Consider the following 22,079-nt stretch of genomic DNA (forward strand, 5'->3'; position numbering starts at 1 on the left):
GCACATGCCACCGGACGAACTCCCGACGCTCACCCTGCGGGAGCGGAAGAAGCGCGAGGCCCGCCGGGCGCTCGCGCAGGCCGCGCTGCGGCTCACGCTGGAGCGGGGGCTCGACAACGTCCGGGTGGAGGACATCGCCACCGAGGTCGGCGTCTCCGCCCGCACGTTCAACAACTACTTTTCCAGCAAGGAGCAGGCGGTCTGCGCCGTGGTCGTCGACCGCCACGAGGGGATGCGCGAGGCCCTGCTCGCCCGGCCGGCGGGGGAACCGCTCTGGGAGTCCGTCAAGCAGGCCGTGCTCGAGCAATATTCGCGTGAAGGCGAGCCGGATCGCGCGTATGTTGCCCGTATCCGGGAGCTGATGGGCCAGCTCATGCTGCGGGGCGAGTTCCTGAACGCCCACGCGGCGGTCGAGCGGGTCCTCGCCGAGACGATCGCGAAACGGGTGGGCGGTGTGGACCACCTGCTGTGCCGGCTGATGGCCTCCTCGGTGGAAAGCGCCGTCCGCGTCGCCTTCGTCAACTGGTTCACGACCGAAGGTGAACTGCTCCTGCCGACCCTGGAGCGGTTGCTGGACGAGCTGGCCGCCGGGATGCCGACCCTGACCGGTGGCACCGAAGGAACACCCGACCCGAACACCACCACTCCACTGGGGGAACCGTTGTGCTAGTCAAGCTCCTGCGCAGCCACCTGCGCCCGTACCGGGGCACGCTGTGGGTGATCGTCGTGCTGCAGCTGGTGCAGACGATCGCCATGCTCTACCTGCCGACGCTGAACGCCGACATCGTCGACAACGGCCTGATCAAGGGCGACATGGCCTACATCCTGCGGATCGGCGCGGTGATGCTGGCCGTCACGCTGGCCCAGATCGCCGGCTCGATCGGCGCGGTCTACTTCGGCGCGCGCACGGCGATGGCGATCGGCCGCGACATCCGCGCCGGGGTCTTCCACCGGGTGCAGGACTTCTCGGCCCGCGAGGTGGGCCAGTTCGGCACGCCGTCGCTGATCACCCGCACCACCAACGACGTCCAGCAGGTCCAGATGCTGGTGCTGATGACGCTGACCCTGATGGTGTCCGCGCCGATCATGTGCGTCGGCGGCATCATCCTGGCGCTGAACCTCGACGTGCCGCTGTCGTCGCTGCTGCTGGTGATCGTGCCCGTGCTCGCGGTCTCGGTCGGGGTCATCATCGCCAAGATGCGGCCCGCGTTCCGCCTGATGCAGGTCCGGATCGACCGCATCAACCAGATCCTGCGCGAGCAGATCATGGGCATCCGGGTCATCCGGGCGTTCGTGCGCGACAAGCACGAACGGCAGCGCTTCGACGTCGCGAACGACGAGCTGCTGACCGTCTCGCTGCGGGTCGGGCGGCTGATGGCCCTGATGTTCCCGATCGTGATGCTGGTGATGAACGTGTCCAGCGTCGCGGTGCTGTGGTTCGGCGGCCAGCGCATCGACTCCGGCAGCATGCAGATCGGCGCCATGACGGCGTTCCTGTCCTACCTGCTGCAGATCCTGATGGCCGTCATGATGGCCACGTTCATGTTCATGATGGTGCCGCGCGCGGAGGTCAGCGCCGAGCGGATCAGCGAGGTGCTCGACACCGAGTCGAGCGTGCGCCCGCCGGTGACGCCGATCCGGCCCGGCGCGGTGCACGGGCACCTGGAGCTCTCGGGCGTCGAGTTCCGCTACCCCGGCGCGGAAAAGCCGGTGCTGTGCGACATCTCGCTGATCGGGCGCCCGGGTGAGACCACCGCCGTGATCGGGTCGACCGGCACCGGCAAGACCACGCTGCTCAACCTGATCCCCCGGCTGATGGACGCCACCGCCGGCACGGTGAAGGTCGACGGCGTCGACGTCCGCGACCTCGACCCGGCGGTGCTCGCCCGCACGGTCGGGCTCGTGCCGCAGAAGCCGTACCTGTTCGCCGGCACGGTGGCGAGCAACCTGCGCTACGGCAACCCGGACGCGACCGACGAAGAGCTGTGGCACGCGCTGGAAGTGGCGCAGGGCAAGGACTTCGTCGAAGCGATGCCCGAAGGCCTGGACGCGCCGATCGCCCAGGGCGGCACGAACGTCTCGGGCGGTCAGCGGCAGCGGCTCGCGATCGCCCGGATGCTGGTGCACAAACCGGAGATCTACCTGTTCGACGACTCGTTCTCGGCCCTGGACTACGCGACCGACGCGGCCCTGCGCCGCGCCCTCGTGTCGGAGACGGCGGAGGCGACGGTGGTCATCGTGGCGCAGCGGGTCAGCACGATCCGGGGCGCCGACCGCATCATCGTCCTCGACGAAGGCCGCGTCGTCGGCACCGGCACCCACCACGAACTCATGGACGGCAACGAAACCTACCGGGAGATCGTGCTGTCCCAGCTGACCGAGCAGGAGGCGGCGTGAGCACCACGGAGACGCCCAAAGCCGCCGTCACCGACGCCGGCGAACGCCCGACCGCGCAACGGCACCGCAACGCCGGGGCCGCGGCCGGACCGGGAGCCCGCTTCATGGGTGGCGGCGCGCCACCGGAAAAAGCCCTCGACTTCAAGGGATCGCTCAAGCGGCTGCTGAAGCTGCTCCGGCCGCAGCAGGCCGCGCTCGTCGGCGTCTTCGTGCTCGGGGCGGCCAGCGTCGCGCTGACCGTGATCGGGCCGAAGATCCTCGGCCAGGCCACCGACGCCATCCTCGCCGGCGTGCTCGGCAAGCAGGTGCCGCCGGGGGTCACCAAGGAGCAGATCGTCGCCGGCCTGCGGGCCCGCGGCGACGGCACGCTCGCCGACATCTACAGCCGGGTCGACCTGGTGCCCGGGGTCGGCATCGACTTCGACAGGGTCGGCCAGATCCTGCTGACCGTGCTGGCGCTGTTCGTCATCTCGTCGTTCTTCGGCCTGATCCAGGCCCGGCTGACGACGACCCTGGTGCAGCACGCGGTGTACCGGCTGCGCCAGGAGGTCGAGGAGAAGTTCGCGCGGCTGCCGCTGAAGTACTTCGACCGCCAGCCGCGCGGCGAGGTGCTCTCCCGCGTCACCAACGACATCGACAACCTGGCGATGTCGCTGCAGCAGACGCTGTCGCAGATCGTCTCGTCGCTGCTGACGGTGATCGGCGTGCTGGTCATGATGTTCCTGATCTCGCCGCTGCTGGCGGCCATCGCGCTGGTCACGGTGCCGCTGTCGGCGGTCGTGGCGGCGAAGATCGGCAAGCGGGCGCAGCCCAACTTCATCAAGCAGTGGTCGACGACCGGGAAGCTCAACGCGCACGTCGAGGAGATGTACACCGGGCACTCGCTGGTCAAGGTGTTCGGCCGCCGCGACGAGTCCGCGGCGATCTTCGACAAGCAGAACGAAACGCTCTACCAGGCGAGCTTCCGGGCGCAGTTCATCTCCGGGATGATCCAGCCGGCGATGATGTTCATCGGCAACCTGAGCTACGTGCTGGTGGCGGTGATCGGCGCGCTGCGCGTGGCGTCGGGCAGCCTGACGCTCGGCGAGGTGCAGGCGTTCATCCAGTACTCGCGCCAGTTCAGCCAGCCGGTGACGCAGATCGCCAGCATGGCGAACCTGCTGCAGTCCGGCGTCGCCTCGGCCGAGCGGGTGTTCGCGCTGCTCGACGCCGAGGAGCAGGACCCGGAGCCGGCTTCGCCGGAACGGCCCGAGGTGATCCGCGGGCGCGTGGAGTTCCAGGACGTCTCGTTCCGCTACCTGCCGGACAAGCCGCTGATCGACGACCTCTCGCTGACCGTGGAACCGGGGCAGACGGTGGCGATCGTCGGCCCGACGGGTGCGGGCAAGACGACGCTGGTCAACCTGCTGATGCGGTTCTACGAACTCGACGGCGGGCGGATCACGCTCGACGGCGTCGACATCGCGAAGATGAACCGCGAAGAGCTGCGCGACCAGACCGGCATGGTGCTGCAGGACGCGTGGCTGTTCGGCGGCACGATCGCGGAGAACATCGCCTACGGCGCGGACGACCCGAGCCGCGAGGAGATCGTCCAGGCGGCGCAGGCGACGTACGTGGACCGGTTCGTGCGGACGTTGCCGGACGGGTACGACACGGTGCTCGACGACGAGGGCGGCACGGTCAGCGCGGGTGAGAAGCAGCTGATCACGGTGGCGCGGGCGTTCCTGGCCAAGCCGGTCATCCTCATCCTGGACGAGGCGACCAGCTCGGTCGACACCCGCACCGAGGTGCTCATCCAGCGGGCGATGAACGAGCTGCGCAGCGGCCGCACGAGCTTCGTGATCGCCCACCGCCTGTCGACGATCCGGGACGCGGACGTGATCCTGGTGATGGAACACGGGCAGATCGTCGAGCAGGGCGACCACGAGACGCTGTTGGGCAGCGGTGGTGCGTACGCGCGGCTGTACGCGGCGCAGTTCGCCGAGGCGATGGCGGAAACGGACTGAGGTCCCGCCCCGGTACCCTGGAAGCTCTTAGAGCGGAAGGGGTACCGGGGCACCCATGGCGGACAGACTCGAGGAGTACCGCGGCAAGCGGGCCCGCGACCGCACCTCCGAACCCTGGCCGGACGGGCCGCCCGTCCCCGGGGACGACGACCTCTTCGTCATCCAGGAACACCACGCCACCCGGCTGCACTGGGACTTCCGGCTCGAACGCGACGGCGTCCTCGTGTCGTGGGCGGTGCCGAAGGGCCTGCCCCTCTCCCCCGGCGTGCCGCGGCTCGCCGTGCACACCGAAGACCACCCCATGGAGTACCTCACCTTCTCCGGCGAAATCCCGGCGGGCGAGTACGGCGGCGGCCGGATGACCGTGTGGGACACCGGGAAGTACGAAACCCTGCACTGGAACGACCACAAGGTCGAGGTGGTCTTCCACGGCGAACGCGCGCGCGGCAAGTACCTGTTCACCAACCGGCACGACGAGGACGACCGTGACTGGACGCTGCGGCGCCTCGACCCGGCCGAACCGGGCCACGAAGACGCACCCGAGTTCCTCGAGCCGATGACGGCGGTCCCCGGTGACCTGCCGCCGGACGACGACGCGTGGGCCTACGAATTCGCCTGGGGTGGCCTGCGCACGATGCTGCTGGTCTGCGGCGGCCGCGTCACCGCGCACGACGAGACCGGCGCCGACGTCACGGGCCGCTACCCCGAGCTGCACAAGCTCGGCGAGCAGTTCGGGTCGACGGAAGTGCTGCTGGACGGGGAAGTCGTCGTCGTGAAGGACGGCAAGCCGTACCCGGACGGCCTCGAAGGGCGCCGCCGGGCCGACGGGGCGGCCGCCAAGCGGCTCAAGGCCGGCAGTCCCGTGTTCTACTTCGCCGCCGACGTCCTGCACCTCGACGGGCGGGCCACGCTGGACCTGCCGTACACGAAACGCCGGGAGCTCCTCGACGGCCTGGCGGTCGAGGACCGGCACTGGCAGGTGCCGCGCTACTACCTGGGCGGCGGCGAGGCCGTCGCCGGGGCCAGCCGGCAGCACGGCCTGCCCGGCGTCGTCGCGAAGCGGGCGGACAGCCCGTACCGCCCGGGCGGCGGCCCGGGCGACTGGCTGCTGATCAGGAACTGACCCGGCGGGCCAACGCCACGCCGGCCACGACGACCACCAAGCCTGCCACGACGTTGCCCACCAGGGCACCGGTCGACGGCGAGGTCTCCCCGGCGTGCCGGAGCAGCCACGGCGAGACCGCGGCCCACGCGCCGAGGACCGGGACGACCCAGCCGATCAGCGCGAGCCGCCGGGTGGCCGTGCGGGCGATCGCCAGCGCGATCAGGACCAGGCCGACGAGCGTGTCGCTCAGCGCGAGGACGCCCGCCCCGCCGAAGCCGGTGAGCCAGGGGGCCATGACCAGGTAGAGCCCGGCCAGCAGGACGAGACCCGCCGCCGCGCCGGCCACTGCCGTGCGGCGCCGGGCGACGGGTGTGCCGGTGGATGTCATCTGCGCACCTCCGTCCGGAGGGGTACCCGGCCGTCGCGGCCGGTAACCGGGCCTGCCCGCTGCCCTCGAAGCCGGCAGGCCCGGCCCTCAGCAGCCGCAGGTGTAGTACGTGATGTCCCAGTGGTTGCCCTCGTCGCAGTAGAGGTTGCCGGACGCCGCCTTCCACTGCGGGTAGCCGTCGCCGCGCAGGCCGATGTAGCCGAAGGTGTTCTTGATGTAGGCGTCGATGCAGCTGTTGTGCGAGATGTCGACCTTGTAGCCGTTGTAGTGGCTGTAGGTGCCCGACGCGTGCCCGACCTCGGTCCCGCCGGTGATGTTGATCGCGCAGCCGCTGGCCCGCTTCAGCGTGATGACGCCGGTGACGGTGGTCTGGTTGATCTGCTCGTAGGACGTGCACGTCGAGTTGGACCGCGTGGTGCAGTTCCCGCTCGACGAGTGCGTCACCCCGGCCGCGGACAGCTGCGACGCGGCCTGCGCCTGGGTGAGCTTGGTGACCTCGACGGTCGCCGACGCGGTGCCGATGGTGGCGAACACCGCCGTCGCGGCGGCCGCGGCCAGCCCCAGTGCCACCCGCGCCAGCATCCGTTGTCCCCGCATGCGTTGTCTCCCTCGTAAGGCGATCCGGACGCCCGCGAGCCAAATCGGGCCGGCCATAACTTCGCCAAACGACCCCGCCGCGCGGCAGGGTCAGATCCTGATCTTCGTCAAGACTTCACGAGTCCGGTCCCGGTCCGGGGCGGCACTGCTGACGGCGTTGAGTTCCCGCAGCGCCCGCAGCTCCCACAGCGGGAACCCGAGCTCGCGGAACAGCCCCGCCGAGGTGCGCAGCAGCCGCGCCGCCTCGGCGGGAGCGCCGTCGCCCGCCTCCGTCCGCCCGAGGCCGAGCAGCGCGTACCCGGCGCCGCGGCGGTCGCGCAGCTCGCGGAACACGCCCAGCGCGACCAGCAGGTGCCGCCGCGCGCCCGCCGGATCGCCCGCGCGGCGGCAGGCCTCGGCGAGGCTGCGGTGGGTGTAGGCGGCCGCGTGCCGGTGCCCGATCTGCTCGAACAGCGTCAGCGACCGGGTCAGGAAGTGCCGCCCGTCGGCGGGTTCGCCGGCGTCGGTGTGCAGGTCGCCGAGACTGCGCAGGACGTGCGCCTCCCAGTGCCGCTCGCGGGTGCTCACGGCCCCGCCGAGCGCGCCGGTGAGCAGGTCGGCCGCCCGGTCGTGGCCGCCGTGGCGGCGCAGGACGTCGGCGTAGCGCTTGGCGGCCCGGTCGTGCCCGCGGCTGTCGTCGCAGTCCTGGGCGAGCAGCATGCTCACCTCGAAGCTCTCGACCGCGCGCCGCACGTCGCCGACGTCCTCGGCCAGGGAGCCCAGCTGCGCCGCCGCGGCCGCCTGCCCGCGGCGGTCCCCGCACGCGCGCAGCAGGCCGAGAGCTTCCCGCAGCTCGGCCTCGGCGGCCCGCGGGTCGCCGCCGTCGAGGTGGACGTCGGCCAGCGCGGCCAGCACCGCGCCGGTGCCCCGCGGGTCGTCGAGGGCGCGGTAGCGGTGCTCGGCCATGACGAAGTAGTTCTGCGCCCGGTGCCAGTGGCCGTGCTGCGAATGGACGGCGCCGAGGTTGTAGAGCTTCTCGGCCTCCGCGCGCGGGTCACGGCGGCGGCGGGCCGCGGCCAGGCTCAGCACCGAGACGGCCCGGGCGGCGTGGCCGAGCCACGGCGTGCCCGCCAGCGCGGTGCAGGCGTCGGCGAGCCGTTCGGTCAGGTCGTGCCAGCCGTGCCCGCCCGCCAGCCGGGCGGCGGCGGCCAGGTGGGCGGTCTCCCCGGCCGGGTCGGCCGCGATCCGCCGGGCGGTCGCCGGATCCGGCTTGGGCAGCCCGGGCGCCGGACGGCCGCGGGCGTGTTCGGCGTAGGCGAGCGCGGTCTCGCAGGCGCGGCGCAGCGCGGCCCGGTCGGCTTCCACCGGGTGTTCCGCCAGCACCAGCCGCACGAACGGGGGCACCGCCCACCGCGACCCGGCGGGGTCCAGCAGGTGGGCGGCGGCGAGGTCGTCGAGGCGGTCGCGGGCGGTGTCGAGGGGCCGGTCGAGCAGGGCCGCCGCGCACCAGTCCGGGACGGTGGTGCCGAACGCGGCGAGCAGGCTCAGCAGCGGAACGTCGGCGCCGCGCAGCGCCGACGTCACCGCGGAACGGACGCTGAGGTCGCCGGCGGACAGCTCGTCGAGCCGGCGGCGCTCGTCGGCCAGGCGCGCGGCGAGGTCGGCGACGCGCCGGCCCGGGCGCGCCGCGAGCTTCGCCCCGGCGATCCGGACGGCGAGCGCGAGCCCCGCGCAGTGGCCGAGAACTCGTTGTGCGGCCTCGGGTTCCGCCTGCAGGCGCGACTCCCCCACGATCGCCGCCAGCAGCGCCCAGGAGTCCTCTGTGGACAGTTCGGGCACCGGGACCGCCCGCGCGCCGCAGAGCCCGGGCAGCTCCCGGCGGGCGGTGACGAGCGTGGCGCAGCCGGGCCCGCTCGGCAGCAGCGCCCGCACCTGGGCCTCGGACGCGGCGTCTTCGAGTAGTACCAGCAGCCGCCGGTCGGCGGTGTGGCCGCGCCAGAGCCCGGCCAGCCCGGCGCGGTCGGCGAGTTCCGCCGGGGTCGCGCCCAGGCGGCGCAGGAACCCGGCCAGCACGGCCGCCGGGTCGGCCGGTGTCCCGTCCTCGGTGCGCAGCGAGGCGGTCAGCTGGCCGTCGGGGAACCGGCGGCGGGCCCGCCAGGCGGCCTGGACGGCCAGCGCGGACTTGCCGGCCCCGGCGGCGCCGTGCAGCACGACCGGGGCCGGGCCGCGCAGCGCGCGGGCGACGTCGGCGAGTTCGGCCGCGCGGCCGGTGAAGTCGGGCACCGCGGGCGGGAGCTGGGCGGGCGGCCCCGGCGTCGTCCACTCGGTGCCGGCGATCCGGCGGTAGACCGCGGTGAGGTCGGCGCCCGGCCACACGCCCGCCTCGTCCCACAGCGCCCGCCGCGTCCGGCGGAGCACCTCCAGGGCCGATTCACGGCGGCCGACGGCCCCGAGCGCGGCGGCGAGCCGGGCCGCGAACACCTCGTCCGCCGGCCGCGCCGCGACCACCGGGTCGAGCCGTTCGACGACGGACCGGCCGTCGCCGTCGGCCAGCTCCAGCTCGACCAGCTGCAGCAATGCCGCCGAACGCCGGTCCTCCAGCCACAGCTTGTGCGCCTCCAGCAGCGGCCCGCCCGGGACGTCGGCGAACGCGTCGCCGCGCCAGCACGCGAGGGCCCGTTCGAGCGCGCGGCGGCGCTGCGCCCGGTCGTCGGCCCCCGAGGACAGCAGCGCCAGGAAGTCGTCGGCGTCCAGCTCCCCCGGTTCGAGGGTCAGCGCGTAGCCGCGCGGCCCGGACCGCAGCCGCTGCCCGGCCTCGGCGGCCCCGAGGCCGGGCGAGAGCGTCTTGCGCAGCTTCGACACGGTGACCTGGACGATCGCCGCGGCACTCGGCGGCGCGCCGTCCGGCCACAGCTCGTCGACCAGCGTGTCCCGGCCGACGAACCGGCCGGCGCGGGCGAGCAGGACGGCGAGCAGCCGCCGCGGCTGGGCCGCCGACGGCAGTGCGACGGTGGCCGTCATCGGGCCGAGGACCTGGAACCGCACGGCTACAACACCCCACCCGCGAGATCACCTGATCGAGCGAGCTGAATCTAACCGTCCGGCGCCGCGGCGGAACCCCGCTCACCCGGATGGCCGACGACGTTCGTCCTCACGCGTACGGGAGCAGTTTCGCCAGCAGGTCCGGCTGCCGCGCCAGCCCTTCGCGCAAGGTGTGCTCCCGCAACGGCTTCAGGTCGCCGTACGGCTGGTCCGCCCAGTCCAGGCCGCCCTGCGGTGGCTCGGGGTCGTACTCGATGACGAACTGGATGTTCTTCGCGACCTGTGGTCCGGCGAGGCGTTCGGCCAGGTGCAGCGCGAGGTCGATGCCCGCCGAGACGCCCGCCGCGGTGATCACCGGGCCGTCCTCGACCCAGCGCCGCGCCACCGGGGTCGCGCCGAGGCCGGGCAGCAGGTCGCGGAACATCCAGTGCGTCGTCGCCCGCCGGCCGTCGAGGAGCCCGGCCGCGCCGAGGACGAGCGAGCCGGTGCAGACCGACGTCAGGAGTTCGGCGCTGCGCGCGGCCGTGCGCAGCCAGGCGAGGAGGTGCTCGTCCGCCATCGCGTGCAGCGTCGGCACGGTCCCGCCGGGCACCAGCACGGCGAACGGCGAGGGCACCTCGTCGAAGGTGTGGCTCGGGGCGATCCGCAGCGGGGTGTCGGTGCCGACGGTGTCCTTCGTGGCGCCGACGACGACGGTCCGGTAACGCGGGTCCAGCTGCCCGAGCGCGCTGAGCACCTGCAGCGGGCCCACGAGGTCCAGCGGCGTGAGGCCGGGGTACACGACGAAGGCGATGGTCTTGCGGTCATCGGTCATGGTCCCGACCTTGGCGGCGCCGCGGCCGGGAGCGGACGCCGATGTCCCGATTCCTGCGAACCGCGTCCCAACGCCGGTCCGGCTGCTAGCGTTCGATCATGCCAGGCTCACCCAGACGGGTCGCGATCGTCGGTTACGCCGACGCCGAGCTGCTGGACATCGCCTGCCCCGCCGATGTGTTCGACGCCGCGAACCGGCTCGGCGCGCGCCCGCCGTACGAGCTCCGGCTCGCCTCGGTCGACGGCCACGGCATCACCACCGCCTCCGGCCTGACCCTGCAGCCGCACCTGCGCCTCGACCAGGTCGCCGGCGACCTCGACACGCTGGTCGTCGCGGGCGGCTGGGGCAGCACGGCCGCGGCGGCCGACGAGCGCGTGCTGGCCCACGTCCGGCGGCTCGCCCGCACCAGCCGCCGGGTGGCGTCGGTGTGCACGGGCGCGGAGGTGCTGGCCGCGGCGGGGTTGCTCAACGGCCGCCGCGCGACGACGCACTGGCGGTACGCGGCGCGCCTGGCGCGCGACTACCCGTCGGTGACGGTCGACCCGGTGCCGCTGTACGTCCGCCACGGCAACGTCTACACGGCGGCGGGCGTGACGAGCGGCCTGGACCTGACGCTGTCGCTGGTGGAGGCCGACCACGGGCCGTCCCTGGCCCGCGAGGCGGCCCGCGCGCTGGTGACGTACCTGCAGCGGCCGGGGAACCAGGCGCAGGTCAGCCTGTTCCTGGCCGGGCCGCCGCCGGAGCACCGCGAGGTCCGCGACCTGACGGCGTACATCGCCGAGCACCTCGACGCCGACCTCGGCACCCCGGCCCTGGCGGCGCGGGCGGGCCTCAGCACCCGCCAGCTGACCCGCCTGTTCGACGCCCACCTGGGCACGACCCCCGGCCGCTACGTCCGCACGATCCGCACCGAGCAGGCGGCGCGCCTGCTGTCGGGCACCGACCTCCCGCTGGCCACGATCGCCCGCCGCTGCGGCTTCGGCTCGACGGAGACACTGCGCCAGGCCTTCCTCGACCACTTCGACACCCCGCCGTCGGCCTACCGCCGCGTCCACGTCCGCCAGTCCTACGGCTGATGCCCCTCCAATCACGCGAGATGCCCGCCCAGACACGCGAGATGCCCGGCTGATCACACGAGTTCGGGCGATGGCGGGAGGAACCGGGCGGCGGGGGCGGCCCGGTGCGGGCGCGGGGAAACCCGCTGTCAGGATGTGCGGGTGGACCGTCCTGACCTCGACGACGACGAAACCGGCCCGATCCGCCGGATCACGGACGAGGTGTCCCTTTCGCCGGGCCACGGGACGTCCGGAACGCCGGGTACGCCCCGGAAACCCGCCCGCCGCGCCCCGGCCGAGGGCACCCGCCGCACGGCCGACCCGGCTCGCCGCCGCACGGACACCGGGCCCCAGCGGGTCCCGGCCGGGACGAACGGAGCTCGCCGGGCCGACACCGCACAGCAGCGGGTTCCGGCCGACGGCACCCGCCCCCGCCGCGGCGACACCGGCCCGCAGCCGGCCACCGAAGGCGACCGCACAGGCCGCCGGGGAGACACGGGACCCCAACCAGTCCCCACCGAAGGCGACCGCACAGGCCGCCGGGGCGCTCCCACCCAAGCCGACCGCGCGGCCCGTCGCGGCGACACCGGACCTCAGCGCGTCCAGCGCAAGACCCCGGCCGCCCCGGAAACCGGGCACGGCCACGGCCATGGACACGGCCACGGCCCCGCCGCCCCGGCCTCGCGCCGGGTGCGGCTCCTCCTGATCTGGCTGCTCGCCCCGCTCGCCCTCGCCACCGTCGTCGGCATGGTCGTCCTCTACCCCTGGGGCAAGGCCTCCCCCACCAGCGTCGTCCCGCAGGGCACGCCGGTGCACGCCGACATCCGCACCACCGCCACCGGGCCCTGCCTCGCCCAAGGGCAGGTGCAGGTCGGGGACCAGTCCGACCCGAACGCGAAACCCTGCCTGACCGTCGACCTCGCCATGACCGACGGCCCCGCCGCCGGGAAGCCGCTGAAGCTGACCGTGCCGATCGAGCCCAGCACCCCGCGGTTCGCCGCCGGGGACGCCGTCGTGCTCGCCTACAACGGCGGGAACGCCGGGGATCCGGCCAGTTTCCAGCTCGTCGACTTCCAGCGCGGGACCCCGCTGCTCGTGCTGGCCGCGCTCTTCGCCGTCGCGGTGCTGGTGCTCGGGCGGTGGCAGGGCATCGCCGCGCTCGTCGCGCTCGGGCTGTCCTTCGTCGTCATCGCGCTGTTCATCCTCCCGGCCATCCTCGCCGGTGAGAATCCCCTGGTGGTGGCCATCGCCGGGGCGGGCGCGATCATGTTCATCGCGCTCTACCTGACCCACGGGCTGTCCGCGAGGACGTCCGCCGCCGTGCTCGGCACGCTCGTCAGCCTCGCGCTCATCGGCGTCCTCTCCGCGATCTTCTCCGCCGCGGCCTCGCTGACCGGCCTCGACGACAGCACCTCGACGCTGATCGGCTCGCTCGGCCACGGCATCGACGCCCGCGGGCTGCTGCTCGCCGGCGTCGTGATCGGCGCGCTGGGCGTGCTCGACGACGTGACCGTCACGCAGACCAGCGCGGTCTGGGAACTCCGCCGCGCCAACCCGGACCTGACCTGGCGCGAGCTGTACCACTCGGGCCTGCGGATCGGGCGCGACCACGTCGGCTCGGCGGTCAACACGCTCGTGATGGCCTACGCCGGGGCCGCGCTGCCGGTGCTGCTGTACTCGTCGATCTCCGGCGTCGGGCTCGGGGCGCTGCTCGGCAGCGAGGACATCGCGCAGGAGATCATCCGGACGCTCGCGGGCAGCGTCGGCATCGTCGCAGCGGTGCCGGTGACGACCGTCCTGGCCGCCCTGATCGCCTCCCGTGAGCCCGCGGGGCACCTCGCCACCGGGAAGCTCAGTCCAGCGTAGCCACGAACCGGCTGACGGCCTCCATCGTGAAGCGCTGGACGTACTTGCCCGACGGCGCCACCGACGCCAGCCGGTAGAGCGGCCGCTCGGCCACGCCCGCGCCGCGGGCCTCCGCCTTCAGCTCGGCCACCAGCAGCTCGCCGAACACCAGGCCGTTCGCCTCGGTGTTGTTCATCAGCGCGTTCGCCAGCTTCCGCAGCTGCAGGATGCCCAGCTCGCGCCCGCCCGTGCCGGAGAACACCGCGAGGTCGACCTTCGCCACCTTGCCCCGCTGGCCCGCGTTCACCAGCAGGCTGACCGTGCGGCTGCCCCGGACGTCGCCGACGACGAGGTCGAGGCGGGTCGCCGTCACCAGGTCGACCCGGCGCAGGCCCCACGTGCGCACGAGCAGCGTCGAGCCCTCCAGCCAGACGCGGCGGCGGATGCTGACCGCCATCACGTACAGCAGGGGCAGCGCGATCACCAGCGCGACGACCAGGCCGGTCACCGTGCCGCCGATCAGGCCGGCGATCCCGCCGAACGCCGCCGCGACGATCACCACGCCGATCAGGCCCGAGATCCCGCGGCGACGGCGGCCGCGCGGGTCCTCCTCGAACAGCGCGACGCGCTCGGTCACCGTCCCACCCCCGTCCCGGCCAGGAACGGGTTGCCCGCGCGTTCCCGGCCGATCGTCGTCGCCGGGCCGTGGCCCGGCAGCACCACCGTGTCGTCCGGGAACGCCGCCAGCAGGCTCCGCAGCGCCTCCCCCACGTCCCCGCGCCCGACCGAGCCGGCGAACAGCGTGTCGCCGGTCAGCGCGAGCCGCCCGCCTTCGGGCGTCTCCAGCGCGAGCACCACCGATCCCGGGGTGTGACCCGGGACGTGGCGGACATCGACGTCCAGGCCCGCGTACGCGCCCGGCGCCAGGGGCACGCTGCCGCCGTCGTACAGCGGCGCGTCGGCCGGGTGCAGGTGCAGCGGGACGCCGTGCTCGGCCGACAGCGAAGCGGCCGAAGCGACGTGGTCCGGGTGCCCGTGGGTGGCCAGCAACGCCGCCGGGACCAGCCGGTGTTCGGCGAGCGCGGCGGCCAGCGGCGCGGCCACCTCCTGCCCCGGATCCACGACCACGCACGGCCCGCCGGCGGCCGCCGCCAGCAGGTAGCAGTTGGCCTGCAGCGGGCCGCTGCCGAACCCGACGACGAGCACCGAACGCCTCCCCGGACATCCGCGCCGGACGGCGCCGATCACGATCGGGTTGAGACTAGCGGGCCCTGTACATGGTCCTCACAGGCTGTGCCCATACACTGCCGCTACCTCAAACGTGTGAGACGAGCGGAAACCTGGAGGGTACGGGGTGGCGACCAACCAGCAGCGCCGCGAAGCTGCGAAGCGCAAGCTCGAGCGTCAGCTCGAGCGCCGATTGGAGCAGCAGAAGCGACGTCGGATGATCGGGGCTGGTGTAGTCGGCGTGGCCGTCCTCGTCGTCGCCGGTGTCGTGGTGTGGATCGTGAGCGCGAACAGCGGCAACGGCACCGACACGGCGGCGTCGTCGTCTTCGGCCGCGCCGCCGCCCACCGACCTCCAGATCCCGACGCAGCGCACCGCGCTGCCGAAGCGGGCGAAGGCGCTGCCGAACCCGACGACGTGCGACTTCAAGGCCGACACGACGGGCAAGGCGCCGAAGAAGGTGAACGTGCCCGACGGCAAGAACGTCCCGTCGACCGGCACGGTCAACGTGACGCTGAAGAGCACGGCGGGCGACATCCCGCTGACGCTCGACCGGGCGCTGGCGCCGTGCGCGGTGCAGAGCTTCATCAGCCTGGCGAAGCAGAACTTCTACAACGACACCATGTGCCACCGGCTCGGCACCGACGGCCTGCAGATGCTGCAGTGCGGTGACCCGTCGGCCACCGGCGACCCGACCCAGGACGGTCAGGGCGGCCCGGGCTACACGATGCCGGACGAGGCGTTCCCGGAGATCAAGTACGGCCGCGGCATCCTCGCGATGGCGAAGACGCAGGCCCCGAACTCCGGTGGCAGCCAGTTCTTCATGGTCTACGGCACCGCCGACAGCCTCCCGGCGGACTACTCGGTGTTCGGCAGCATCAGCGACGAGGGCCTGAAGGTACTCGACGCGGTGGCGAAGGCGGGCATCGCGAACCCGAACCCGCAGGACGGCACCGGAGCGCCGACCAAGCAGGTCAAGTTCACCGGCGTCACGGTCTCCTAGCAAAGCACGTCCACGAAGCCCGCCAGGCCCGCCTGGCGGGCTTCGTGCTGCTCCCGGGCAAGATCTGAACCGCGTCCGCGCCGGCCCCGTGTAAAGGGGCAACACCGGCGACCCGCCGAGGGCAGCCGGGGAGAGGTGCCGACATGGTCGAGAACCGGGTCCCCGCGGTGCGCCGCGTCCTCGGACGGGCCGGCCAGGCGGGCTGCGCCGGCATCCTCTTCGCCGTGCTCGCCGGTGGACCGGCGCTCGCGCAGGGCGATCCGCCGCCGTCGCCGGTGAAGTACTACATCGTGCCGCACGCCGACAACCCGGACGACATCACGCTGTTCAAGATCGCCGAACGCGCCCTGGGCGACGGGCAGCGGTTCCCGGAGATCTTCCGGCTGAACCAGGGCCGGCTGCGGCCGGACGGGACGCCGTTCACCGATCCCACCGCGATCGAGCCCGGTCAGGTACTCCAGCTGCCCGACGACGCCGTCCCGGAGCCGGGCGTGCGGTTCGGTCCCCTGCCGTCGTCCCCGCCCCCGCCGGCCGCCGCGCCCGCGGCGAAACCCGCGGCCGTCGAAGCACCGTCCGGCCTCGGCGTCGGGGTGGCTTCGGCCGTCAGCGGCACCGGGGGCCTGCTGACCGGCCTGCTCGCCGGGCTGTGGTGGCGGCGGCGCCCGCAGCTGCTCCCGCCGGCCCCGTTCGAACCGGCGGGCGGCGACGAGGACTTCGGGTCCGGCTCGGTCAGCGGGACCCTGCCGCTGCCGATCGTGGTCCCGGAACCGCGTCCGGACGTCGTCCTGCTGCCCGAGCCCGTCACCACCGAGCTGGCGATCATCGTGCTCGACACGGCCGAGCACCAGGTGATCGCCGCGGTCCGGCCGGGCTCGCGGTTCCACTTCCGGATCGGCCCGGAACCGGAGTTCGCGGACAGCTCCACCGTGCTCGTGGTCGACGGCGAGCGCGAAGCGCCGTGACCCCGGGGCGTGCGTGCCGGGTCACTCTGCGCTGAACGGATCAACCGGCGGCGGAACGCTGGCCTTCGGGCCGCCGCGACCGCGATAGTCGTCTCATGACCTGGGATCCGTTCGGCACCCTCCAGAAGGCGCTGTGGATCGGCGGCGCCCCGTGGACCGGGAAGTCCACCGTCGCCCGGCTGCTGGCCGAGCGGCACGGCCTGACGACCTACCACCACGACGACCGGGCCCGGCCGGGCACCCCGCTGCCCGACGACCTCCCGGTGGGCGACCAGCTGACCGCGATGATGGCCGAGTTCGGGCACCGCTTCCGCTGCGCCCTCGACGACCTGCGTGCGCTGACGTCACCGCGGCCGATCGTCGCCGAAGGCCGGGGCCTGCGGCCGGAGCTGGTCGCGCCGCTGGTGGATTCGCCCGGCCGGATGGTGGTGCTGGTGCCGACCGAGCTGTTCCGCCAGCACCAGCTCCGGCACCGGCCGGACGAACCGGCGATCCCGGTGCAGCGGACCCGGCTGACGCGCGACCGGATGCTCGCCGCCCACGCCGTGCACGCGGCGCGGGACCTCGGCATCCGCGTCATCGAGATCGACGGGCGGCTCGACCCCGCCGGGGTCACCGACGTCGTGGCCGAGCACTTCCACGCGTACCTGGAGAACTGAGGGTCAGCGGAAGGTGAACCGCGGCGGGCGCCGCTCGAGGAACGCGGCGACGCCCTCCGCGTAGTCCTCGCCGTGCAGGGCGTCCGAGCGGATCTCCTCGACCTCGGCGTCCGGCGCCTCCTGCCCGGCGACGATCTTCTCGATGATCCGGTTCATCCCGCGGATCGACGCCTGGGAACGCGAGCACAGCGTCGAGACGAACGCCAGTGTCGAGGCTTCGAGGTCGCCGGCCGGGAAGACGTCGTTGAGCAGCCCGATTTCGCGGGCGCGGCCAGCGGTGATCAGCTCGCCGGAGAGCAGGAAGTACTTGGCGTGCGCCGGGCCGACGAGCGACACGAGCTGGCGCGTCGAGTCGAAGTCGTAGACGATGCCGAGCTTCGCCGGGGTGATGCCGAACCGGGACCCCTCGGCGGCGAACCGGAAGTCGCAGGCGACCGAGACCTGGCAGCCGCCGCCGATGCAGTTGCCCTGGATCATCGCGACCGACGGCTTCCGCATCGCCGTGAGGGCCGCGACCGCGCCCGCGACGGCCTTGTCGTAGCTCGCCGCGCCGTCCGCCGTGGTGCGCAGTTCCCCGAACTCGCTGATGTCGGCGCCCGCCGAGAAGTGCGCCCCGGCGCCCGCGATCACCAGCACCTTCAGCGCGGGGTCGGCTTCCACCTCGGCCACGACGTCCGGGACCGCCGACCACATGCCGTAGGTGATGGCGTTCATTTTTTCCGGCCGGGTCAGCGTCAGGCGGGCGACTTCGCCTTCGCGCGTCAAGGTGAATCCGTCGGTCATGAACCGCACCTTAGCTTCTCGCCCTCAGCGAAACCCGGGGTGTGTGACACGGTCGTGCCGCTAGCTTGGGGCCATGGCGACGATCGAGGTGAACGGGACGGCGTTCGGCTACGACGAAGCGGGAGAGGGGCCCGCGGTCGTGCTGCTGCACGCCGCCATCGGCGACCGCCGGATGTGGGACGCGCAGTTCGCCGAGCTCGCCGCCGGCCACCGGGTGATCCGCTACGACCGCCGCGGGTTCGGCGAAACGGGCGGGGAAACCGGCGAACACGCCCACTACGAGGACCTGCTGGCCCTGCTCGACGCCCGGGGGATCGAGCAGGCCGCGCTGGTCGGGGCGTCGATGGGCGGGGCGTGCGCGCTGGACGCCGCCCTGGCCGCGCCGGAGCGGATCACCCGGCTGGTGCTGCTCGGGTCCGGGCTCACCGGGCACACCTGGCCGGACCACATGCAGGCGGACATCGCGGACCTGACCGCCGAGATCCTCCCCGGCGACCGCTTGGCCCGCTACCGCGCCCGCGAGGGCGACGTCGACCCGGCGGACGTGCGGGCCATGGCGGAGGCCAACATCCGGTACATGGTCGCCGGTCCCGGCCGGGACGTTTCCGTGCTGCCGGCGGAAATGGTGGCGCTGGTGCGGGAAATGTGCGAGCAGGTGTACCGGCACGACTGGACGGCTCCACAGTGGACGGAGCGGATCCCGGACACCCGGCACCGCCTCGCCGAAATCACCACACCCGCGTGGGTGGTGATCGGGACGGCGGACGCGCGCGGGCTGGTCGAGCTGTCGGCGCACCTGGCGGAATCGTTGCCGCACGCGGAACTCGTCGAGCTGGCCGACACCGGGCACCTGCCGTCGATGGAACGGCCGGAGGAGGTCAACGCGCTGCTGCGGAAGGTCCTCTAGCCGAAGATCTTCTGCACCTGGTCGGAGATCTTGGCGACCAGTTCGGAGAACTGGACCACCCCGCCCAGCAGTCCCTTGACCTTCTCCCAGCGGCTGCGCACCACCGCCGGTTCCGCGGCGTCGCCCGCGCGCAGGTCGGCCGCCAGGTCGGTCAGCGTGTCGGCCAGCACCTCCTGCTTGGGCAGGTCCTGGCCGCGCACCTCGGCGGCGAGGCGATCGATCAGGGCCAGCAACGAGGCGACGTCGCCGGCGATGCCGGTCTGGGTGATGTCGCCGGAGTTGTCGCCGCCGATGCTGACCTTGTTCGTGATCCGGTGTCCCATCAGGTCTCCGTCCTGGCCGGGCGGCCCGGTGCCGCGGGCGGCTGCGGGCGCCGGCTCTGTTGCCCGGTCTGGGTGATCGGGGCGCGGTTGTCGCCGCCGATGGTGATGTCGTTGGTGATCACGACCGCCGCCTGCTCGTCGAACTTGGCCGTCGAGAACCCCGCGTCATCGAGGAGCTTCCGGACCGCGGGCAGGAGGCGGCTTTCGATGATCTTCTCGTACCGCGCCGTGTCGACGAGCTGGAAGTAGTCGGCGAACAGGTTGACCGACGCCAGTTCCCGCAGGGTGTTCGCGGCGCCGTAGCGGTCCGGGTCGAGGACGCCGGGCTCGCGCTTCGGCTGCCGGATCCACGAAGCGAGGTGGGCGATCCGGCCCGGCAGGCTCGCCGGCAGCTCCAGCCAGGCCAGCACGCCCTGGCCGAGCGGGCGCAGCGAGTCCGGCCGCATCTTGTCCACCACGCGGTACTCGGCCCGGATCGGCGGCAGCACGAACGGCGTCCACTCGACGTACAGCGTCGTGTCGTCCACCGCGACGTGCAGGAACGTCGTGAGGACCAGGTCGCGGTCCCAGGTTTCGACCTGGAAGCACAGGTAGTAGCGCGCCCATTCCTTCGGCTCGCTCCGGAGCAGGGCGACCTCGTCCGCGGTGAGCCGGGTGAGCGGCGGGCGCTCGATGTCCGGCAGGTACGCCTCGGCCTCCGGCTCCCCCAGGTGGTCGATGAGCTCGGCGGCCGGGGTGAACACGCCCTCGGTCACGGTGAGCCCGCCGAGCCGGTGGTCCGGCGACAGCGCCTTCGCGGTGCGCAGGTTCGCGACCGCCGCGCGGATCCCTTCGTACAACGCCTCGGTGGTCAGCTCCGGCCGGCCTTCGCCGTCTTCCAGCCGCTCCAGCGGGATGGCCATGGACCACGCGTCCCGCCGGAACCCGGCGCCCACGAACGGGTTGTAGCCCCGGTACACCACCAGCGGGGCGCCGGCGGGGACTTCGTCCTCGCGGTAGCGGACGAGCTGGTCGCGGAAGTCTTCGGTCAGCAGCCCGCTGAGGCGGCCGCCGTCGGGCGTGGGCGCGGCGAAGCGCCGGAAGCGGGTGGTCAGCAGGTTCCAGCGTTCGATCGTCACGGCGACGAGCGCGACCACGGCGAGCAGGACGCCGATGACGCTGCGGGCGGTGTCGCCGCCCGGCGGCTCGGTTTCGACGATGTAGTCGTCGTAGTACCGGGACGACCGGGTGCCGAAGAGCTCGTCCGCGTTCACCAGCAGCACCACGGCGACCACCAGCACGACGCCGAGCACGACCAGGGTCTTGGTGGTGAACGGTTTCTCCGGCGTGGCGGCGTGCTTCCCCGTCCGCGCGGCGACGAGCAGCACCGACAGCACGATCCAGCCGTAGAGCAGCGGGTTGTCCCACATCAGCGCGACGATGACGGCCAGCAGCACGACGATCAGCCCGTCGTGGTTCTTCTTCCGCGCCCGCGCCCGGACGGCTTCGGTGAGCACCCGGCCGGCGTCGAGGCCCGGCGACGGCGGGACCGGCCGGGTCGGTTCGACGAGGAATTCGGTGATCGCCCGCTTGCCGTAGCCGGGATCGAGGTAGGACGCGGCGCACAGGTAGCGGGTGGTGTCGTCGGACATGCCGGCCCCCTCCGTCGGACGGAGGACCGCGATGGCCGGACAGCCCGCTCCCCCGCAAGTTGCGGACCGTATCATGCAGGCCGCGGAATGCGGGACCGCAATTCGGGTTTCCGGCGCACAACGCCTCAGACGAGCAGCTTCGCGGTCAATCCGCCCCGGCTGCGGACGCCCACCTCGACTTCAGGTGGTCCTGCACCGTGTGCGCGGAGATGGCGAGCCGGGCCGCGATGTCCACAGTGGACCTTCCGGCCGGCACCTCGGCGGACGTCGCGTTCCCGGGCGGTCAGCCTGTGGGCGGCGAGCAGCACGCCCAGCAGTCCTCGCCGGCCACCAAGCTGCCGGCGTGCAGGACGATCCAGCCACCGCGGGCGCGCCACGGGCCCCGGTCACCACCGCCCGCAGCAGCACCGCGAACCGGCCCGGCGCGATTTCGTCCACTTCGGACCGCCACTTCGCGGCGGCCGCGGTGGGCGTCCGCGGCGTGCCGTCGGGGCCGGCCACCACGATCGCCGGTTCCGCCCGCTCCCCCGCGCTCCGGGTGCGCACGGCCACCCGCGTCGCCGCCGCCAGAGCGGCTCGTACGCGCCGGGAATGCGGGCCCGGCCGCTGGTCATCGAGCTGATCACCCCGGTGTCCGGATCCAGCGACGCCCAGCAGGCGAGGTCCGCGGGCCCGACCCGCTCGACCAGCTCGATGGCGGCGGCGTGCAACTCGGCGACGCCCAGGCCCGCCGCCGCGAGCGCGGCGACGTCTCGGCCCGGCCGTCCCACATGGGCGCAGGATGCGCCGCCCGCGGTGCCCCGGTATCCCGCTTTTCCGGGATGGCGGCCCCGTCGCGGCGTTCCTGGCGTGGTCGCCACGGGCATCGGGGTGACACCGTGAACGCCGTGGCGCAGGTCTTCGCCGGGGTGGCCGTGCTGGTGCACCGGCGCCTCCGACCTGCTCGCCCTCGGCCGCCCGCGCGCAGGCGGTGCCGCCGCTGTTCGCCCTGGTCGCGGCCCTGTTCTAGCTTCGCTCGAGCAGCTGCTCGCTCCAGGCCCGGATGGCCGCCGTCTGCTCGGGTGCGAGCCGGTCGAGAACGAGGCGGCGGATGTTCGCGCCGTGGGCCCGGACGGCGCTCTCCGCCGTGCGACGGCCTTCGCCGGTCAGCTCGATCCCGGTGCGCCGGCCGGTGGCGCCGTCCTCGGTCCGCGCCACCAGGCCGCGGTTCTCCATCCGCGTCAGCAGGTGCGCGACGCGGCTCTTCTCCCAGCCGAGCGCGGGGGGGGGCGCGGCCGCCCCCCGCCGCCGGCGCCGCGGCCGCACCACCCCGAAAACCGGGTGAGAGGATGCCCCCGGGCGCGGGAGCCCCCCGGG

21 protein-coding genes are annotated in these 22,079 nt (G+C 73.3%); 11 read left to right on the top strand and 10 right to left on the bottom strand.

Going from position 1 to position 22,079, the window contains the following annotated elements; genetic code table 11:
* The first annotated feature begins 4 nt into the window (after positions 1–4).
* From ABZW17_RS05290 to ABZW17_RS05305, 4 genes are read left to right on the top strand one after another with little or no spacing between them, the layout of a single operon-like run.
* Positions 5–670 (top strand): TetR/AcrR family transcriptional regulator, encoded by a 666-nt coding sequence (locus ABZW17_RS05290; RefSeq protein WP_354809846.1) that lies wholly within the window; start codon positions 5–7, stop codon positions 668–670.
* The gene (locus ABZW17_RS05295) at positions 664–2,397 is read left to right on the top strand and encodes an ABC transporter ATP-binding protein (RefSeq protein WP_354809848.1); all 1,734 of its coding nucleotides are present in this window, start codon (positions 664–666) and stop codon (positions 2,395–2,397) included. Before ABZW17_RS05290 ends, ABZW17_RS05295 begins: the two co-directional genes overlap by 7 nt.
* Positions 2,394–4,403 carry an ABC transporter ATP-binding protein gene (locus ABZW17_RS05300; RefSeq protein ID WP_354809850.1) on the top strand — a complete coding sequence of 670 codons (2,010 nt, stop codon included), beginning with the start codon at positions 2,394–2,396 and terminating at the stop codon, positions 4,401–4,403. The genes ABZW17_RS05295 and ABZW17_RS05300 overlap by 4 nt, the downstream gene beginning before the upstream one ends.
* A gap of 55 nt (positions 4,404–4,458) precedes the next feature.
* Positions 4,459–5,526: a DNA polymerase ligase N-terminal domain-containing protein gene (locus ABZW17_RS05305; protein ID WP_354809852.1), complete on the top strand. Its 1,068-nt coding sequence runs from the start codon at positions 4,459–4,461 to the stop codon at positions 5,524–5,526.
* Here ABZW17_RS05305 and ABZW17_RS05310 read toward each other — a convergent pair.
* From ABZW17_RS05310 to ABZW17_RS05325, 4 genes are all read right to left on the bottom strand, one after another.
* Complete coding sequence (locus ABZW17_RS05310) at positions 5,516–5,896, bottom strand: SPW repeat protein (RefSeq protein ID WP_354809854.1); 381 nt, start codon at positions 5,894–5,896, stop codon at positions 5,516–5,518. The genes ABZW17_RS05305 and ABZW17_RS05310 overlap by 11 nt on opposite strands.
* Positions 5,897–5,983: 87 nt before the next feature.
* The gene (locus ABZW17_RS05315; RefSeq protein WP_354809856.1) at positions 5,984–6,493 is read right to left on the bottom strand and encodes a hypothetical protein; all 510 of its coding nucleotides are present in this window, start codon (positions 6,491–6,493) and stop codon (positions 5,984–5,986) included.
* A 90-nt stretch (positions 6,494–6,583) separates the two neighbouring features.
* Entirely contained in the window at positions 6,584–9,517 is a 2,934-nt protein-coding gene (locus ABZW17_RS05320; protein WP_354809858.1) for a BTAD domain-containing putative transcriptional regulator, read from the bottom strand.
* Positions 9,518–9,623: 106 nt separating this feature from the next.
* A complete protein-coding gene (locus ABZW17_RS05325; RefSeq protein ID WP_354809860.1) occupies positions 9,624–10,328 on the bottom strand; it encodes a DJ-1/PfpI family protein in 705 nt (234 codons plus the stop codon).
* A 98-nt stretch (positions 10,329–10,426) separates the two neighbouring features.
* Between ABZW17_RS05325 and ABZW17_RS05330 the strand changes: the two genes are divergently transcribed.
* Entirely contained in the window at positions 10,427–11,404 is a 978-nt protein-coding gene (locus ABZW17_RS05330) for a GlxA family transcriptional regulator (protein WP_354809862.1), read from the top strand.
* 141 nt (positions 11,405–11,545) lie between these two features.
* Entirely contained in the window at positions 11,546–13,249 is a 1,704-nt protein-coding gene (locus tag ABZW17_RS05335) for a YibE/F family protein (protein ID WP_354809864.1), read from the top strand.
* Here the strand turns inward: ABZW17_RS05335 and ABZW17_RS05340 are convergent.
* Positions 13,236–13,865: a hypothetical protein gene (locus ABZW17_RS05340; protein ID WP_354809866.1), complete on the bottom strand. Its 630-nt coding sequence runs from the start codon at positions 13,863–13,865 to the stop codon at positions 13,236–13,238. The genes ABZW17_RS05335 and ABZW17_RS05340 overlap by 14 nt on opposite strands.
* Positions 13,862–14,434, bottom strand: coding sequence for an MBL fold metallo-hydrolase (locus ABZW17_RS05345; RefSeq protein ID WP_354809868.1), 573 nt, complete (start codon positions 14,432–14,434; stop codon positions 13,862–13,864). Before ABZW17_RS05345 ends, ABZW17_RS05340 begins: the two co-directional genes overlap by 4 nt.
* Positions 14,435–14,582: 148 nt before the next feature.
* Here ABZW17_RS05345 and ABZW17_RS05350 point away from each other — a divergent pair, with 148 nt between their 5' ends.
* The 3 genes from ABZW17_RS05350 to ABZW17_RS05360 all read left to right on the top strand — a co-directional run bounded on the left by ABZW17_RS05350 (position 14,583) and on the right by ABZW17_RS05360 (position 17,079).
* Positions 14,583–15,458: a peptidylprolyl isomerase gene (locus ABZW17_RS05350; protein ID WP_354809870.1), complete on the top strand. Its 876-nt coding sequence runs from the start codon at positions 14,583–14,585 to the stop codon at positions 15,456–15,458.
* A 143-nt stretch (positions 15,459–15,601) separates the two neighbouring features.
* Entirely contained in the window at positions 15,602–16,420 is an 819-nt protein-coding gene (locus ABZW17_RS05355; protein ID WP_354809872.1) for a hypothetical protein, read from the top strand.
* A 95-nt stretch (positions 16,421–16,515) separates the two neighbouring features.
* Complete coding sequence (locus ABZW17_RS05360; protein WP_354809874.1) at positions 16,516–17,079, top strand: hypothetical protein; 564 nt, start codon at positions 16,516–16,518, stop codon at positions 17,077–17,079.
* 3 nt (positions 17,080–17,082) lie between these two features.
* On the opposite strand, the gene ABZW17_RS05365 is transcribed toward ABZW17_RS05360, so the two are convergent.
* Positions 17,083–17,862 carry an enoyl-CoA hydratase-related protein gene (locus ABZW17_RS05365; RefSeq protein WP_354809876.1) on the bottom strand — a complete coding sequence of 260 codons (780 nt, stop codon included), beginning with the start codon at positions 17,860–17,862 and terminating at the stop codon, positions 17,083–17,085.
* 73 nt (positions 17,863–17,935) lie between these two features.
* Between ABZW17_RS05365 and ABZW17_RS05370 the strand changes: the two genes are divergently transcribed.
* Positions 17,936–18,769: an alpha/beta hydrolase gene (locus ABZW17_RS05370; RefSeq protein ID WP_354809878.1), complete on the top strand. Its 834-nt coding sequence runs from the start codon at positions 17,936–17,938 to the stop codon at positions 18,767–18,769.
* Here the strand turns inward: ABZW17_RS05370 and ABZW17_RS05375 are convergent.
* Positions 18,766–19,092, bottom strand: a complete 327-nt coding sequence (locus ABZW17_RS05375) for a hypothetical protein (RefSeq protein WP_354809880.1) — start codon at positions 19,090–19,092, stop codon at positions 18,766–18,768. The genes ABZW17_RS05370 and ABZW17_RS05375 overlap by 4 nt on opposite strands.
* Entirely contained in the window at positions 19,092–20,723 is a 1,632-nt protein-coding gene (locus ABZW17_RS05380; protein ID WP_354809882.1) for a hypothetical protein, read from the bottom strand. The genes ABZW17_RS05375 and ABZW17_RS05380 overlap by 1 nt, the downstream gene beginning before the upstream one ends.
* A gap of 343 nt (positions 20,724–21,066) precedes the next feature.
* On the opposite strand from ABZW17_RS05380, the gene ABZW17_RS05385 reads away from it, so the two are divergent.
* Positions 21,067–21,345: a hypothetical protein gene (locus tag ABZW17_RS05385; RefSeq protein ID WP_354809884.1), complete on the top strand. Its 279-nt coding sequence runs from the start codon at positions 21,067–21,069 to the stop codon at positions 21,343–21,345.
* Between the two features lie 383 nt (positions 21,346–21,728).
* On the opposite strand, the gene ABZW17_RS05390 is transcribed toward ABZW17_RS05385, so the two are convergent.
* The coding region (locus tag ABZW17_RS05390) for a MarR family transcriptional regulator (RefSeq protein WP_354809886.1) at positions 21,729–22,079 on the bottom strand (351 nt) is incomplete at its 5' end.

The organism is Amycolatopsis sp. NPDC004625, assembly GCF_040609695.1.
Taxonomy (GTDB): Bacteria; Actinomycetota; Actinomycetes; order Mycobacteriales; family Pseudonocardiaceae; genus Amycolatopsis.

Coding starts and splice junctions, on each gene's coding strand:
- ABZW17_RS05360 (WP_354809874.1), top strand. CDS start 16,516: ATGACCTGGGATCCGTTCGGCACCCTCCAGAAGGCGCTGTGGATCGGC.
- ABZW17_RS05305 (WP_354809852.1), top strand. CDS start 4,459: ATGGCGGACAGACTCGAGGAGTACCGCGGCAAGCGGGCCCGCGACCGC.
- ABZW17_RS05370 (WP_354809878.1), top strand. CDS start 17,936: ATGGCGACGATCGAGGTGAACGGGACGGCGTTCGGCTACGACGAAGCG.
- ABZW17_RS05315 (WP_354809856.1), bottom strand. CDS start 6,493: ATGCGGGGACAACGGATGCTGGCGCGGGTGGCACTGGGGCTGGCCGCG.
- ABZW17_RS05325 (WP_354809860.1), bottom strand. CDS start 10,328: ATGACCGATGACCGCAAGACCATCGCCTTCGTCGTGTACCCCGGCCTC.
- ABZW17_RS05380 (WP_354809882.1), bottom strand. CDS start 20,723: ATGTCCGACGACACCACCCGCTACCTGTGCGCCGCGTCCTACCTCGAT.
- ABZW17_RS05290 (WP_354809846.1), top strand. CDS start 5: ATGCCACCGGACGAACTCCCGACGCTCACCCTGCGGGAGCGGAAGAAG.
- ABZW17_RS05375 (WP_354809880.1), bottom strand. CDS start 19,092: ATGGGACACCGGATCACGAACAAGGTCAGCATCGGCGGCGACAACTCC.
- ABZW17_RS05355 (WP_354809872.1), top strand. CDS start 15,602: ATGGTCGAGAACCGGGTCCCCGCGGTGCGCCGCGTCCTCGGACGGGCC.
- ABZW17_RS05330 (WP_354809862.1), top strand. CDS start 10,427: ATGCCAGGCTCACCCAGACGGGTCGCGATCGTCGGTTACGCCGACGCC.
- ABZW17_RS05365 (WP_354809876.1), bottom strand. CDS start 17,862: ATGACCGACGGATTCACCTTGACGCGCGAAGGCGAAGTCGCCCGCCTG.
- ABZW17_RS05310 (WP_354809854.1), bottom strand. CDS start 5,896: ATGACATCCACCGGCACACCCGTCGCCCGGCGCCGCACGGCAGTGGCC.